Genomic DNA, 13,805 nt, shown 5'->3' with positions numbered 1-13,805 from the left:
TGTAAAGTATGACAAATCTTATCTTTTTTTAATCTTAATTCTGAAGCTAAAAAATATTTACGAAGTATCTTTGCAGATTAATTTTTTATCTCATGGAAAGTTCAATAAACCAACCAAAAAATATCAACCTCCAACTCATTTCTTATGTATCTTTTACTTTCGTCGGATATTTCATTATCGGTCTATCGCTTTCGGTTTTACCGATTTTCATCAGCAAAAGTTTAGGTTACAGTCTTTTAATTGCAGGGATGGTGATTAGTTTACAATATATTTCCACCTTTTTTCTGAGAGCATATTCCGGGAAAGTTATTGACGGAAAAGGTCCTAAACCAGCCGTTTTATTTAGCATGCTCAGTTTTTCACTAACAGGAATTTTTCTAATTTTTGCTTATTATTTTAAATTTTCTCCGATTTTAAGCCTTAGTTTTCTGATTATTACCCGTCTGTTAACAGGCTGTGCTGAAGGAATGGTCGGAGCAAGCCCGATTAACTGGGCAATTATGGCTTTAGGCGAAAAACATACTGCAAAAATAATTTCTTATAATGGTGTTGCCTGCTACGGGGCTTTAGCAATCGGAGCTTCTTTAGGAATTGTGATCGAACACGCATACAGTCTTTACGGTATTGGAATTCTTTCTATTATTTTAGGAATAATCGGATTTTTCTTTGCTAAAACCAAAGAAAATAAGACCAACACGAATCCAAAAGAAAATCAGTCTTTTTGGAAAGTTCTGGGAAAAGTAGCTCCTTTTGGAGTTTGTCTGGCTTTAGGTGGAATCGGTTTCGCAAGTATCTCTACATTTATCACGTTATATTACAATTATTTTCAGTGGAATAATGGTGCTTTGTGTTTAAGTGTTTTTGGAGGATTATTTGTTGCCGGAAGGCTGGTATTTAGCAATGTTATCAATAATTATGGTGGAATAAAAGTTGCCATTGCCTGTCTTTTTGTAGAAACCATCGGGCTTTTAATTATTGCATTTGCTACCAACGCTCAAATGGCATTGGTGGGAGCCGGTGTTACAGGATTAGGATTTTCTTTAATTTTTCCTGCGCTTGGTGTTGTTGCCATAAAGAGTGTTTCGCCATCAAGTCAGGGTTCTGCTTTAGCTGGTTATGGGCTTTTCATTGACATTTCTTTGGGCGTTGCAGGTCCGATAATTGGAAGTGTTGCCGATTTTTTCGGAATGCAGTTTATCTTCCCATTCAGTGCAGCAATGGTTTTTATAGGATTGGGGCTGGCTTATTTTCTGAAGAAAAAATCAAACTTAAAGAAACTGAATAAGGCTTAAATTAAAGACTTCATGTAATAAATTTAAAACATTTAATTCAGACAAAAAAGGTTGCAAAAAAATTGCAACCTTTATATTTTTAAACAAGACTTATTATTGTCCCATCAAATCTCTGATACGTTCCTGCATCAATTCTTGATCTGAAAGTGCATCCCATCCGAAAACAGCAATCATCACAATATTTAAAACAAGATAAAGTGCACTTAATATCAAACCAATAATACACAGAATTCTTCCGGTGTTAAGGTTATTGTAATCAGAATATAATGTCGGATTACTTTGGTACAACGCATTGTCTTTTTTGTAAAGTACAAGTCCGATAATCCCGGCAATTAATCCCAGGACACCGTAGCAACAGCATCCGACGATAGAGACAATTCCTAGAACAAGTACTGCAGTAGCATTAGGTAGTTTTTGTTGATTCATAATTTGTTTTTTTAATGTTTAGTTTAAATGAATAATAAAATGTTTATAAAAGTAAGAAAAAACCATGATCAGTGAATTAATTATTGCTAAAAAAATCAAAATCTGTCCGTAATTTCTTTTTTTGTCTATAAAATTGATTCCTACAAAGCAGAAAAACAGCAACAATGTATAAACTGCCGGAAACATTTGAAAGGCTTCAGAAAACTTTCCCTGAAAAACCATCAATATTGCCCGTTGTGATCCGCACCCGAAACATTCGATTCCCAAAAACTTTTTGCTGGGACACGGAAGCATAAAGTCTTCTATACGCATTGTTGTCTTTTAAATTCGATCCTAAAATTAAGAAGAAATTTTCGCTCTAAGGTATTGATGTGGAAAAAAAGATTCTTCTTTCATTTCAAATGAACCCTGAACGGCCAAATAAGGATTTCGCAAAATCTCTCTCGCTACAAATATAAGATCAGCTTCATTATTCTGTAAAATCTCTTCTGCCTGTTCGGTTTTTGTTATCAGACCAACTGCTCCTGTTTTCACATTCGCCTGATTTTTCACAGCAGAAGAAAACGGAACCTGGTAACCGTCAAAAACTGAGATTTTTGCTCCATGAATATTTCCGCCGCTTGATACATCAACCAAATCAACATTGTGATCTTTTAAGATTTTTGCCAATTCTACACTGTCATCAATATCCCAACCGTTTTCCGCATATTCCGTTCCCGAAATTCTTACAAATAACGCTACATTTTCATTAAGTTCTTCGTTGACGGCATCTACAATTTCCAATAAAAATCTGATTCTGTTTTCAAATCTTCCACCATATTCATCAGTTCTTACATTAGAAAGTGGTGACAAAAACTGATGAATAAGGTAACCGTGAGCACCGTGAATTTCAACGACATCAAAACCTGCATTTACCGCTCTTTTTGCTGCATTTTTAAAATTCTGAATCTGTTCTTTTATTTCATCCACAGTCAAGACATGAGGAATTCTTTCTGTCGGATGATACGGGATTGCACTTGGAGCAACCGTTTCCCAGCCTTCCTCCAAAGAGATTTGCTTATTTTCCCATGTAGAACCTTTTCTTCCGGCATGTGCAATCTGAATTCCTATTTTGCTGTCTGAATTTTTATGTACGAATTCTACAATTTTCTGAAGTTCAGCAGCCTGTTTGTCATTCCAGATTCCCATGCAGTGATTGGTAATTCTGCCTCTTGGTTCTACGCCACTTGCTTCCACCACGAGAAGTCCCGTTCCACCTTGAGCACGGCTTCCGTAATGTACAAAATGAAAGTCGTTGGCAACACCGTTTTCGCAAGAGTACATACACATCGGCGACATTACCCAACGGTTTTTAAGCTCTACATTTCTAAATTTTATTGGAGAATATAACATTGAATTTAATTTTTCTAAAAGTTAAAATTACAAATTTAGTATAGTAACAAAGATGTTGCCAGCTTCCTTAAAAAGGGTTACATTTACCGCCCTTTTTAAGGAAATAAAATGAAAAAAGATATAAAGATCGGTTTCGAGCATTTTACAAGCAGAAATGAACTGACAGAAATAGAAAAAAGCCTTTTTGAAAAAGCAATTCAAGCCAGAGAAAATGCGTATGCTCCCTATTCCAACTTTTTTGTAGGATGCGCAGTTTTATTGGAAAATGGTGAAATTTTCTCAGGAAACAACCAGGAAAATGCAGCTTTTCCTTCCGGACTTTGTGCAGAACGAACTGCTCTTTTTTGGATCGGAGCTAACTTTCCGGATCAAAAGATTAAAAAAATATTTATCGTGGGCGGACCAAAAGAATTTTCGGAGAAAAACCCACCAATTCCTCCATGTGGAGCTTGCCGACAAAGTATTATAGAATACGAGACAAAGCAAAACGAAAATATTGAGCTTTATTTTTCCAATTTAAATGATGAGGTGATCAAAGTGACCTCTATAAAAGATTTGCTTCCTTTTTATTTTGACGGAACATTTTTGTAAGGTTTATCACACAAATTAATACCGCAGATTGTGTTTAATAAAATTTAATCTTTCTTTTCAAAAAAACTATATTTGCAAAAATTTTGGTTTCCAAGAGATTGGAACTAAGAGGGAATTGGGTGAAAATCCCAAGCTGTCCCCGCAACTGTAAATCGCACTATGATTTTCTACAAAAAAACCACTGCCAAAACGGGAAGGTGTAGCAAAGCGAAAGTCAGGAGACCTGCCGAAATTTAACATTAAAAATAGAATTGCTTTCGGAGGAAAGGCAGCGTATGACATGATTTTAAAAAGAGCATTAACCCTACTTTCTGTATCTTCTTGCCTGACGATTTACTATAGTCAGGAAAAAGATATTGACACCGTATTTGTATTCGATAATCAGATGAAAAAAGTAAAACTTTTTCATTCTTTAACTACTTTATCTCCTGCAGATATTCAAAAAAACTCTTCGAATCTTTCTGAGGTTTTACGATTTCAGTCGCCTGTTTATATTAAAGAAAATGGTCGTGGAGCAGTTTCTTCGCCTTCATTTCGAGGAACAACGGCTCAACAAACAGCTTTTGTCTGGAACGGGATTAATATTAATTCGCAGTTTTTGGGACAGGGTGACATCAATAACATTGCCCTTTTCGGATACGATCAAATGGAAATAAAATCAGGTGGCGGAAGTGTCATTTACGGAAGCGGTGCCATTGGCGGAAGTATTCATCTGAATAACGATCTGAGTTTCAATAAAGGTTTCAACGGAATGTTTAATTCAGAAATTGCTTCTTTCGGCACTTATAATAATTTTGCAAAGGCTGCTTTCAGCAATGATAAATTCAGTTTTAAAGTTTCAGGAAATTACCTGATCAGCCAAAATGATTATAAAGTTCCCGAGGAAAATTATATCAACAGAAATGGGAAATTTTACAACTCAACTTTAAATATTGGTACTTCTTATAAAATTGCTAGCAACCAGACCATTTCCTGGCAAAGTCAGTTTTATGATGCAACCCAAAACTATCCTATTTTTACAGAAAACGGAAACAAGAGTAAATATGAATCGCAAACGGTAAGAAGTTTACTTTCCTGGGATATCAATAATTCTAAAATTTCAAACAGCTTAAAAGCAGCTTATACGGAAGATAATTTTCAATATTTCGGAAATTATAATGACTCTTACACAAGTGGCGGAATTAATAAAAATTATATTCTTAAAAACGACTTCAACTATTTTATTGATCCCAAATGGAATATCAATTTAATTGGAGAATTTCAGCAAAACCAGGGAGAAGGTTTGGGAACTTCAGGAATTACCGGCACAGTAAAAAGAAATGTAGGATCTGCTGCAGGTCTATTGAGATACTTTGCAACACCTAATCTTCGCTTTGAAGCAGGAATTAAGCAAGATTTTGTTGAAGATATCAAGTCGCCTCTTCTCTACTCTTTCTCAGGAAAATGGAAAGCCAATAACTGGTACAGCCTGAATTTGAATTTCTCTAAAAACTTCAGATTCCCTTCCTTTAACGACTTGTATTGGACGCCTGGCGGAAACCCGGAACTGCGACCTGAAACATCAGTTCAGACCGATATGAACCATGAGTTTAAAGTTGGAGATTTTAAGCTGACTTTGAGCCCTTATTATATGCGAATCACAGATATGATTCGTTGGCTGGATACCGGTTTGGGATACTATTCGCCATTCAACACCAACAAAGTAGAATCTTATGGTTTAGAATCGCAACTTAGTTATCAAAAACGGTTTAATGAAGATCATTCAGTAAAGCTTGTAGCGGGCTATACTTATGCGAAATCTATTAATTTGGAAACTCAGAAGCAGCTTACTTATGTTCCGCTTCATAAATTTTCATCGAATGTAGATTATCAGTATAAATTTCTACGTTTTTACGCACAAGGAATGTTTAACGGTTTAACGTATACAACGTCTGATGAAAGCAAAAAATATGCGATCTATCCGTATTTTGTGATGAATGCAGGTCTTTCGGCAACATTTATGAAAAATTATACTTTAGGGATAAAGGTGAACAATATCACAGATGCTGTCTATGAAACAATGGCCTATTATCCTTTACCAAAAAGAAATTACAGCATAAACGCAACAATAAATTTTTAAATCAATTATATTATGAAATTAAACAGACTATTACAGTTTATTTTTGGATTCGTCCTGTTATTTTCGATTTCGTGTACATCAGAATACGAAGAGACAATTCCGGAAATTACTTATCAAAACGGACTTCTTATTACCAACGAAGGTAATTTTGGGTCACCAAATGCAGATGTTACTTTTATTACAAAAGATTTAAGCTTAATGCAGAACGACATCTATAAAGCAAACAACAACAAAGAAAACCTTGGTGATGTACTTCAGACCATGGTTTTAAACGGAGATAAAGCATATCTTTTACTGAATAACTCAAACAAAATTCAGATTGTAGACCGCTATTCATTTAAAAAAGCAGGAGAAATCACAGCTCAGTTAAACAATCCTCGTTATATGGCGATTGCAAACGGAAATCTTTACGTTTCAAATGATAAATACGGCGGAGCAAAATTTGTAAATGTTTATAAATTGTCTGATAATTCTTTTGTAAAGAAAATCGATTTCGCATCTACAAGCACCGTTGAGAGAGTAGTTGAAGCAGGAGGAAATATTTTTGTGCAAAATGCTTCATATGGTTTTGGGAATACCATCACAAAAATCAACACGACCACTAATGCAATCGAAGGAACACCGACACCGATGCCAAACGGAGATATCACCAAAACAATTACGTACAACAGCAATGTGTATGTAATTGCTCAGGGAACTGCTGATTCTTATATTTACCAGATCAACCCAGCAGGAAGTATTGTAAAAACAACCACTCTTACAGGGATTGCTAATGGTACCAATCTTCAGATTGACGGTGGCAGATTTTACTTCACTTCAAGCAATAAAGTTTATTCTATGGATATGAATGCTACGGCTGCACCTACCAATCCTATTATTACTGCGGTTGATGGTGGAGCAAACTTTACTCTTTACGGATTCAGTGTTATTGACGGAAGAATCTTCACTTCTGATGTAAAAGGATTTACTCAGCCAAGTGAAATCACCGTGTACACAACCGGAGGAACTGTTATCAGTAAATTCACAGCAGGAATGGGAGCTACATCGGTTTATAAAAACTAATTTCTCATTTTAGTAAATAAAAAATGCGGTTTCAACAGAAGCCGCATTTTTTATCTGCAAACTTTATCTTCTTGCTTTAAAATAAGCTTTAAAAGATTCACAACCACTCATCATATCTTCATATTCATCAGAATATTTATTTTTAAGATTCTGGTAATATTTATTTTGCCTAAATCTTCTGTCTTCGTAATATTCAGCATTAGAAGAATAATTTGTAGTATTCTCTCCAATAAAGTCATAATTATTATTTTCACACCTTCCCTGCATCCTTATGCACAAAGCTCGGAATTGATCTGTTTGAGCATTCTCTAAAGCCTTTCCGTAATAGAATTTTGCAAGAGAAGCAGTATTAAATTCCTGATTGTCTTCATGTATTGAAAAGTTCCCTGCCGAGCTTACAGAATAACGTCTCATCATCCACGCATTTCCATATTGCGACATATTATAATAACAATTTGCTACCAAGAAATAATAATAATCTTTGTCTCTTTCTTTCGGATTATTGGCTCTATTAAGATATTCTATAAGCTTTTTGGTAATCGAAATTTTATTGATTCTAAAATGTTCTTTTTCAGGAATAAAATCTGGAGTATATTTTAAATGATAAAAAGGATTCTTATCAAAAACTTTACCGGATGAATAATAACTGTCTTTACCATCTCTTTCCCAAAGTGAATATTGTGCATCAAAATAACTTTCACCTAATTTATTAAAAGCATTCAATGCAAAATTCAATTTGTTTTGTCTGATATATTTTGTACCTAATAGATCATACAAATCATCGATTTCTGACTGAGAAAGCAAATGAAAATTCCTATAAAATGAATCTGAATTTTTATTTAAACGTTTAATTTTATCAATAAAGCTTTGTAATTGTTCAGGCGAATAAACTGCATCTAAATAATCAAAATAATTATCATAATAAGTACCGTAAGTTTGGTTAGAATTTTTTAAAGATTTGTAATACACAAAATTATAGTCACTATTTTCGGTAGAAGGATCATTTAAAGAAGCATACACAATTGCAGCATCATCAGTATTCCCCAAATACTCAAGCTCTCTTCCTAAAGCAAAAATAAAATGCTTGTTGTTTTTATTTTTAATAATAATATTTTTTGCAGCATCAGGAATTTTGGCATTTCCATGTGCTTGATTCGCAAAAAGATTTAAAGCTTTTATAATTTCTACATTATTTCGAAGAAGATTTTCAGGTGGTAAAACTTTTTCCAGCTCAGCAATTTGATTCAAACTTTCGGTATAGTTTTTTGTCATTAGTAAAAGTTCGGCTCTTGTATATTTCCAGAAATTCGGATTTTGAACTTTAGATAAATCTACAGAATTGATAAACTCCAAAACTTCTTTTGCATATTGTCTGTCAATTTCAGAACGTTCTAACATTTTAAGAATATTTTGATTTTCAAAATTGTTATTACCCCAAAGATCTTCTTTAGAAGAAAAAAGAGAATAGTATGGAGTAAAAACCCAATCTTCAAGCTTTCCCAATTCCCGATAAAGTAAAAAACTCAGTCCGTCAAATTTTGGATTTTGGGCATAGATATGTTTTATATTTTCTAAATTTTTATCGGGATTATAAAGACCGTAAAGTAGTAAAACATTTGCTTTTTCTTTTGCATTTTTAGCTAAATTTAAAACATTAGATTCAGCAACTTTAGAAGCAAAATATTGCCATGAAACAAATCGTTTTTCAGGACTTGCTGCGAAAACTTTAGCAAAATACAGATTTTTTAACGCCGGATTTGTCTCTGATATAGCCTTAAAATATAAAGCCCACGTATCAATCACATCATTGGTCTGATTTGGCGAAAAATATTGACTGTAAACTTTTTCAATACTTTTCATATCCTTATTATAAAAAGCAAGTCGAAGTGCCAAAAAAGCATATCTTTTTTTGAAATCCACTTTTCTGCTTTTTGAAGCCAAAACGGTCGCTTTGTTTAATAAATTATTTCGTTTTGCAGTCGAAGTATTTTCGTTTCTCTCCCATGGATCATCTTTCCAGGTATTGAAATACTCGCAGTTTTTAGCAAATTTCAAATAATTAATTGCCTCAATATCTTTGTTGGAATACAAATAACGAAGAAACGGATTCATAGAATTTTCCTGAATATCGGAAAAACTAAAACCTTCCAAAACTGCAGAAATATCAGTAAGAGAAATTTTATTATCACAATACTTTCTCCACAATTTTTCATTATCCTGCTTGGAAATTACAGCTTCCGAATTTTGTTCAAAACTTGAAGACGAATAATAAAACGACGAATAAGCCTGAAAAGAAAAGTTATTAGGATTCAGAAAATAAAACCGTACATCATCTCCATAAGGATAAAAACCGCATGCGTAAAAAGCATTACTTAGTAAAATCGCTGTAAAAATGACTAATTTCTTCATCGGTATAATTATTAAGCTGGTTTTCATCTAGGTGAAAAAGCGTTACGGTAATTTCTTTATCAAGCTTTATATTTTTCTTGATCAACGCAATGGCTTTATTGATTTTATCTGCTGTTATTTCCTCGTATTTTATCTTGTCGCCCACTCTCAGATAGGTTTCGTAATTAATCACAGTGTCTTTCTGTACCTCGTACCAAAGTGGTTTTATCTCCTTTAAGTGTGGTTTAATATCCTTTACATCATACAAAACATTCGTAAACTGATTGTTCTGATATACCTGCATCCATGAATAAACCGGAAGTGCAACATCTAGGTGTAGCGGATATTTTTTTCCTGTCTTCAGATAACTTTCCAATTCTTTGAGGTCTAAAATTGAATTTTTAGATTGATCTGCCAATGGATTAATGAGATTATAACACATCAAAGTCACTTTATCAACGGGCGGAACCCCCATTTTATCGGGATATTTGTAAGGATACAATCTCAAAGTAGCTGAAATTTTCTTTTGTGAAATCAGTTTTAATTTCTTTAGAAAATAGAAGTACTTATTCTTTGTAGAGGCAGTCCAATCGCAGTCAATCTGTATTTCATCCACTTTTAAAGAGTCTAATCTTTCGTTTGTGTATTTATTGATTAAGAAATTGACATTGTCCGCTAATTTATCCAAATCTTTCTCATTACTTTTATAAAAAACAATATTCTTAATATAAACCGTTGGAATGACCTCATATGGATTTGGTTTTTCTACATCACAATAAGAATTCAAAGAAAAACTCGTTTTAGAGATTGGAAAATTTCCCATTGCATCCGTGTAATCTACCTCAAAAAATTTCACGTACAATTTTTTGATATTTTGATTAACCAGAATTTCTTTTTCTTTATTAGAACTTGTAGGATAATCGTTGGATTTCCAATAATAGAAAGCATTTTCCACTTTTTCTACTTTTTTATTCTCACAGGAAAAAATAAGAAAAATAAGAGGAAGAAATAAAAAGATTTTTTTCACCATTAAAATTTTAAATAAATTTGAGTTTGAACATTTAGCAAATGTAATAACAAAATCTTCCAGCTTTGAAAATTAATTAACAAAACTTTATGATAATTATAATTAACTATTGAGCTAAAAAAAGCAACAGATTTTCATCTATTGCCTATAATTAGTTAATAAGTTGATTTTAAACTAAAGTCAAACCTAGTTTCTGAGCTTCGGCAATTACAAATTTTCTTGCTTCTTTGTTATCATTTCCAATTTCACCTTCCAGGATTGCTTCTTTTACTTTTTCCTTTAAAATTCCGATTTCTCTTCCGGGTTTCAGATTGAACATTACCATAATTTCCTCACCCGAAATTGGTGGCTGGAAGTTTCTTACCTGATCTTTCTCCTCAACTTCTTTTATTTTAATGGCAACATATTGGAAATTCTTTTTAAACTTTTCTTGTTTCTTAGAATTTTTGGTCGTGATATCTGCCTTGCAAAGTGTGAACAAATCTTCCATATCTTCTCCGGCGTCGAATAAAAGCCTTCTCAGCGCAGAATCTGAAGCGTCATCAGTAATTAATGCAATCGGTCGTGACGAAAGTTTTACCATCTTCTGAACGTATTTCATATCGGCATTCAATGGTAATTTCAGCTTTTGAAAAAGTGTTTTCACCATTTTTGAGCCTAAAAATTCATGCCCATGAAAAGTCCAGCCTGTTCCTTCCACGAATTTTTTTGTCGGAGCCTTTCCGATGTCGTGAAGCAAAGCAGCCCAACGAAGCCATAGATTATCTGTATTTTCAGAGATATTATCAACGACTTCCAAAGTGTGGTAAAAGTTATCTTTATGAGTCTGTCCTTCTACTTCTTCTACGCCTTTCAAATCAATTAGTTCAGGAATAATAAGCTTCATCAATCCTGTTTCTTCCATCAATTTTAATCCAACAGAAGGTTTCTGTGAAAGCATGATTTTATTAAACTCAACCATGATTCTTTCCATAGAAACAATCTTTATTCTTTCCGCCTCTTGTTTGATTGCGTTTAAAGAATTTTCTTCAATTGTAAAATTTAAAGTTGATGCAAAACGAACCGCTCTCATCATTCTCAACGGATCATCAGAATACGTTTGAGCTGGCTCTAAAGGAGTTCTCAAAATTCCCTTTTCAAGATCACCAATTCCATCAAAAGGATCAATTAATTCACCGAAATTATCTTTATTCAAAGAAATTGCCATTGCATTGATGGTAAAATCTCTTCTTTTCTGGTCGTCTTCAATCGTTCCGCCTTCCACTTCGGGTTTACGGCTATTTTCGGTGTAGCTTTCTTTTCTTGCGCCTACAAATTCAAGTTCAAGATCTTTGTATCGGATCATCGCTGTTCCGTAGGTTTTAAAAACCGAAACTTTCATTTTCGGATCAATTTCTTTTCCTACATTTTGGGCAAGCTCAATTCCGCTTTGTTCGGTCACAAAATCAATATCGGTAGACGCTTTTCTTTTCATTAAAAGATCACGCACAAAACCACCAACGATGTACACCGACTGATTGTTCGCCGCAGCCACTTCAGAAATAATTTTGAAAAGTTTTAAATTTTGATTTTGATTAAGGTTGATGAACATTTTTTTTAAAGATGTAAGATTTTAGATTTCAGATATTAGACTTACAATTAATTTAAAATTCCCAGTCTTTATCTAATGTAAAACCACTAAAAAATCAGATTTTTAGGTTTAAAAACTAAATTTCTGACTCCTTAATGGCTATGAAGTTTTGCAAAGATAATTAAATATAAATTTTTATTCTCTAAGAACTTTTATTCTGTTGTCACTCCAGATTTTTATCACAGAAGAACCCGAATATTGCGAAATTTTTTCTCTGTCTTCTTCTACTGCAAAATCAACCAGATCAATAATCTCTTTTGAAATATCTGAAAACTTTAAAGGGCTTTTATCTCCACTAAAATTGGCAGAAGTTGACACCAATGGCTTATTTAATTTTGTAATTAATTTTTTACAGAAATCATTTTTCACCAGACGAATTCCGATACTTCCGTCTTCTGCAAGAAGTTCTTTCGGTAAACCTTTTGGGTTTTCGTAAACAATAGTTACCGGTTTTTCGCTCAAATCGATAATTTCCCACGCCATTTCCGGAACGTCTACCAAATCCTGCAATCTTTTTTCAGTTTCCACCAAAATAATCATCGATTTGTTTTTTTCACGTTTTTTAATCTCGAAAATCTTGTTGATGGCGTCTATATTTGTTGCGTCACAACCGATTCCCCAGATGGTGTCTGTTGGGTAAAGCATTGTGCCGCCGGATTTTAATATGTTGATGATGTTTTCCATGATTCAATAGGGGCGGGCTTTAGCCCGTCTTCAAAATTAAGCATTCATTCGGCTTTAGCCAAAATTTACTATTTAAAATCATATTTCTCAATAAACTCTTGATATTCTTCGGCGAATGTTTTCTTTTGATGATGTATTTCTTGATTCTTAATATAATTTCGAACTGATTCAATCATAGATTCTGACACGGAAACTGCAAAATATTCGTCCTGCCAAGCAAATTTGTCTTTAGTCAATTTGTTTTTGTTGATCCAAAAAGAAGATTCGCCTTTTATTAATTGGACAATTTTTTCAATATTTTGATTCGAACCTAAAGAAATTAAACAATGGCAATGATCTGAATAACCATTAATCATATCTAAATAAATTCCTTTGCTAGATGCGTTTTCTTTTATATGTTTCCAAATCATCACTCGCACTTCTGTCGAGTTTAAAAATGGAATTCGGTTTATAGTAGAAAATACAAGATGAATATAAATTTTAATGAAAGGCATTTGTGTTGTTTTCATCAAAATTATAAAATTTTTAGATTTTGGCTGAAGCCAATATAGGAATTTAAAACATAAAACGGGCTAAAGCCCGTTCCTATTGATATTAATTAAGTTCTTTGATAAAGAAACATTATTGTCTTTAAATATTTACAACTTCGGCAAATACCTTTCATCCACCACATTCAAATGATGAATATTATGTCCAACAATCAGTTTCCCAATAGTTTCTGCAGAAATTTGATTACCATTGGCAGTTCCAATATTATTTAAGACTGAAGAACTCATTGTTTCCAATAAAATCTGAGAAGATTTTCTCACCAATTGATACTCTTCCAACAAAGAATCTAAACTTCTTTCGTTCGCAAAAGAGTTTTGTGCATACAATTCTTCATCAAAACCTGGTAATTCAGATTGTTCACCTCTTGCTATAGCCAGAATTCTGTATTGAAAAATTCTTTCGGTATCCGATAAATGAAGAAGAACTTCTTTCAGCGTCCATTTTCCTTCTGCATAAGCGAATTTTGATTGTTCTTCTGTTAAAAATGAAAATAAAGAAACGGTTTTCTCGCCCGATTTTTTTAATTCTTCCAACCAGTTTTCAGATGGAATTAAATCTAAATATCTTTGAATATATTTTTGAAAATCAGTCATAATTTTTAAAATTTAACAATATAGCAGTCTAACAATGTAACAATTACTGGTA

At 33.2% G+C, this 13,805-nt stretch carries 13 protein-coding genes and 1 riboswitch; of the genes, 4 read left to right on the top strand and 9 right to left on the bottom strand.

Annotated features, from left to right (window positions below):
- Positions 1 to 92 precede the first annotated feature (92 nt).
- The gene (locus OH814_RS03900; RefSeq protein WP_308827183.1) at positions 93 to 1,292 is read left to right on the top strand and encodes an MFS transporter; all 1,200 of its coding nucleotides are present in this window, start codon (positions 93 to 95) and stop codon (positions 1,290 to 1,292) included.
- A 93-nt stretch (positions 1,293 to 1,385) separates the two neighbouring features.
- Here the strand turns inward: OH814_RS03900 and OH814_RS03895 are convergent, their stop codons facing one another.
- From OH814_RS03895 to namA, 3 genes are read right to left on the bottom strand one after another with little or no spacing between them, the layout of a single operon-like run.
- A complete protein-coding gene (locus OH814_RS03895; protein ID WP_076560649.1) occupies positions 1,386 to 1,718 on the bottom strand; it encodes a CCC motif membrane protein in 333 nt (110 codons plus the stop codon).
- Positions 1,719 to 1,736: 18 nt separating this feature from the next.
- Entirely contained in the window at positions 1,737 to 2,012 is a 276-nt protein-coding gene (locus OH814_RS03890; RefSeq protein WP_374990551.1) for a DUF2752 domain-containing protein, read from the bottom strand.
- A gap of 45 nt (positions 2,013 to 2,057) precedes the next feature.
- A complete protein-coding gene (gene namA, locus OH814_RS03885; RefSeq protein WP_308827182.1) occupies positions 2,058 to 3,110 on the bottom strand; it encodes an NADPH dehydrogenase NamA in 1,053 nt (350 codons plus the stop codon).
- Between the two features lie 108 nt (positions 3,111 to 3,218).
- On the opposite strand from namA, the gene cdd reads away from it, so the two are divergent.
- The 3 genes from cdd (at position 3,219) to OH814_RS03870 (ending at position 6,882) form a co-directional block, all read left to right on the top strand.
- Positions 3,219 to 3,701 carry a cytidine deaminase gene (gene cdd / locus OH814_RS03880; RefSeq protein WP_308827181.1) on the top strand — a complete coding sequence of 161 codons (483 nt, stop codon included), beginning with the start codon at positions 3,219 to 3,221 and terminating at the stop codon, positions 3,699 to 3,701.
- 67 nt (positions 3,702 to 3,768) lie between these two features.
- Positions 3,769 to 3,947, top strand: a riboswitch (cobalamin riboswitch).
- Between the two features lie 34 nt (positions 3,948 to 3,981).
- Positions 3,982 to 5,820: a TonB-dependent receptor domain-containing protein gene (locus tag OH814_RS03875; RefSeq protein ID WP_308827180.1), complete on the top strand. Its 1,839-nt coding sequence runs from the start codon at positions 3,982 to 3,984 to the stop codon at positions 5,818 to 5,820.
- Positions 5,821 to 5,832: 12 nt separating this feature from the next.
- On the top strand, positions 5,833 to 6,882 hold the full coding sequence (locus OH814_RS03870; protein ID WP_279195141.1) for a DUF5074 domain-containing protein: 1,050 nt from the start codon (positions 5,833 to 5,835) through the stop codon (positions 6,880 to 6,882).
- 63 nt (positions 6,883 to 6,945) lie between these two features.
- Here the strand turns inward: OH814_RS03870 and OH814_RS03865 are convergent, their stop codons facing one another.
- From OH814_RS03865 to OH814_RS03840, 6 genes are all read right to left on the bottom strand, one after another.
- Positions 6,946 to 9,291 (bottom strand): hypothetical protein, encoded by a 2,346-nt coding sequence (locus OH814_RS03865; RefSeq protein ID WP_308827179.1) that lies wholly within the window; start codon positions 9,289 to 9,291, stop codon positions 6,946 to 6,948.
- Positions 9,251 to 10,297, bottom strand: a complete 1,047-nt coding sequence (locus tag OH814_RS03860; protein WP_181898904.1) for a hypothetical protein — start codon at positions 10,295 to 10,297, stop codon at positions 9,251 to 9,253. The genes OH814_RS03865 and OH814_RS03860 overlap by 41 nt, the downstream gene beginning before the upstream one ends.
- Positions 10,298 to 10,466: 169 nt before the next feature.
- The gene (locus OH814_RS03855) at positions 10,467 to 11,888 is read right to left on the bottom strand and encodes an HD domain-containing protein (protein WP_308827178.1); all 1,422 of its coding nucleotides are present in this window, start codon (positions 11,886 to 11,888) and stop codon (positions 10,467 to 10,469) included.
- Positions 11,889 to 12,062: 174 nt separating this feature from the next.
- Positions 12,063 to 12,611, bottom strand: a complete 549-nt coding sequence (locus tag OH814_RS03850) for an L-threonylcarbamoyladenylate synthase (protein ID WP_308827177.1) — start codon at positions 12,609 to 12,611, stop codon at positions 12,063 to 12,065.
- A 68-nt stretch (positions 12,612 to 12,679) separates the two neighbouring features.
- Positions 12,680 to 13,120, bottom strand: a complete 441-nt coding sequence (gene tnpA / locus OH814_RS03845) for an IS200/IS605 family transposase (RefSeq protein WP_308827176.1) — start codon at positions 13,118 to 13,120, stop codon at positions 12,680 to 12,682.
- A gap of 129 nt (positions 13,121 to 13,249) precedes the next feature.
- Positions 13,250 to 13,753 (bottom strand): DinB family protein, encoded by a 504-nt coding sequence (locus OH814_RS03840; protein WP_308827175.1) that lies wholly within the window; start codon positions 13,751 to 13,753, stop codon positions 13,250 to 13,252.
- Between the last annotated feature and the right edge of the window lie 52 nt (positions 13,754 to 13,805).

The sequence above is a fragment of the Chryseobacterium sp. CFS15 genome, from assembly GCF_031118795.1.
In the GTDB taxonomy this organism is placed as follows: Bacteria; Bacteroidota; Bacteroidia; order Flavobacteriales; family Weeksellaceae; genus Chryseobacterium; species Chryseobacterium indoltheticum.
Note: the sequence above shows the minus strand (reverse complement) of the source record. Positions and strands in the feature narration are given on the sequence as shown.